This window comes from Paraburkholderia dilworthii, from assembly GCF_000472525.1.
Classification (GTDB): Bacteria; Pseudomonadota; Gammaproteobacteria; order Burkholderiales; family Burkholderiaceae; genus Paraburkholderia; species Paraburkholderia dilworthii.
In genome coordinates this window covers 1-1,237 of the sequence record NZ_AWZT01000139.1, presented here as the reverse complement: position 1 = coordinate 1,237, position 1,237 = coordinate 1, and the positions used below count along the sequence as shown (strand labels likewise).

Annotated in this window: 2 protein-coding genes; both read right to left on the bottom strand. The window is 62.7% G+C overall.

Features of this window, described 5'->3' with window-relative positions:
- Positions 1-568: DUF72 domain-containing protein (locus F759_RS0135625; RefSeq protein WP_027803929.1), on the bottom strand; the 568-nt coding region annotated here is incomplete at its 3' end.
- Positions 569-688: 120 nt separating this feature from the next.
- Positions 689-1,000 carry a DUF4148 domain-containing protein gene (locus tag F759_RS0135620; RefSeq protein WP_027803928.1) on the bottom strand — a complete coding sequence of 104 codons (312 nt, stop codon included), beginning with the start codon at positions 998-1,000 and terminating at the stop codon, positions 689-691.
- Between the last annotated feature and the right edge of the window lie 237 nt (positions 1,001-1,237).

Below are 1,237 nucleotides of genomic sequence, written 5' to 3'. Positions count from 1 at the left end.
CCATCGCCAGCGTCGACTCACGGTGCTTTTCGCCCAACCAGCTCTCATGCCGGAACTCAAATGCGGTGAGGAACGGGTGCATGCGCTCCGCACAGTGTTCAACGTGCTCCCTCGCTTTCGGTACCGCCGTGACCCAGTGCGGGAACTGGAAAAGCACTGAGCCCAACTTGCCAGCCTGATGCAGCGGTCGCAACGCCTCGAAGAAGCGTGCCCACAGCTCCTCGATCACCGGCGGCGGAATGTCCTTGTAGTAGAGGTTTTTCTTTCCCGTACTGGGCAAGTCGGCTTGCAGATCCTTCGGGAAAAAACGCGGCTCGGTCTGGTGGCCGGTGAACAGCCTGAACGCTTTCACGTCGAAAACAAACCCTGGTGGTGTCCTCTCCACCCACAAGGCGCTGTTGGTAGCGCTCGGCATTGCATAGTACGAAGAATCGACTTCGACCAGCGGGAACACGCTGGCGTAGTACCGCAGGCGCGCCTCTGCGCTGCTGCAGCCGGGAGGGTAGAAGGCGCCCGACTCGATCAGTGTCTTGTCGGTCCACGAGGCGGTCCCTACCAGAATCGACATGGCAAGTTCCCTTGACGTACGGGGACGATCATTCTGCCGCACGCTGGTCGCCGGGAAAAGCGCCCGTGACGCGGCGCCGGCGGGCGACCGTGCCGTTCGGACGCGACCGCCCTGGCGGCGTCAACCGGACTGCGTTTGCTGGCACTCTGTCCGGAACCAGTAGTCGACCACCCTCTGCGCCGCCTGAAGATCGTCCGGGTAGTACGGATCGTACCAGGGAGACGGGTCGTAGCCAGCCTTCCTTAGCGCGGAGAGCTCGCTCTGGTGTTGCCCCATGGTTGACGGGGCGTTCGTCCTCAGCGCGGCGATGTCGCGGCACTCTGTCGGGCTGAGATGCCGACCGCTGTACGGCACGGTGGCAGCGACACAGCCTGCAAGCAAAAGGGCCGCATTGAGTGCGGCAGCCATGGTGACACAGCCCCAAACCGCCATGATGAGACCTCCCTGACTTTTGGCGGCCGCCGCATTGCCCGAGCCGCAGCGTCCGCCGGCGTGCGATGCACGCTACTCGTCGCCGCTTCCAAGCTCACTGTGTTTATGTGAATGCGTCGCGCCATGAACCAGTTCATAATGTGCGCCCTTGCCTGAACGGGTTGGAGGAAAATGCTCGCCTTCGACGCAGGTGACCTCGAATTCCGGGCCGCCTCCGCCCTCCTTCACTACCTTGTA

Excerpts from the sequence above, each read along its gene's own strand:
- F759_RS0135620 (WP_027803928.1), bottom strand. The coding sequence starts at position 1,000 with ATGGCGGTTTGGGGCTGTGTCACCATGGCTGCCGCACTCAATGCGGCC.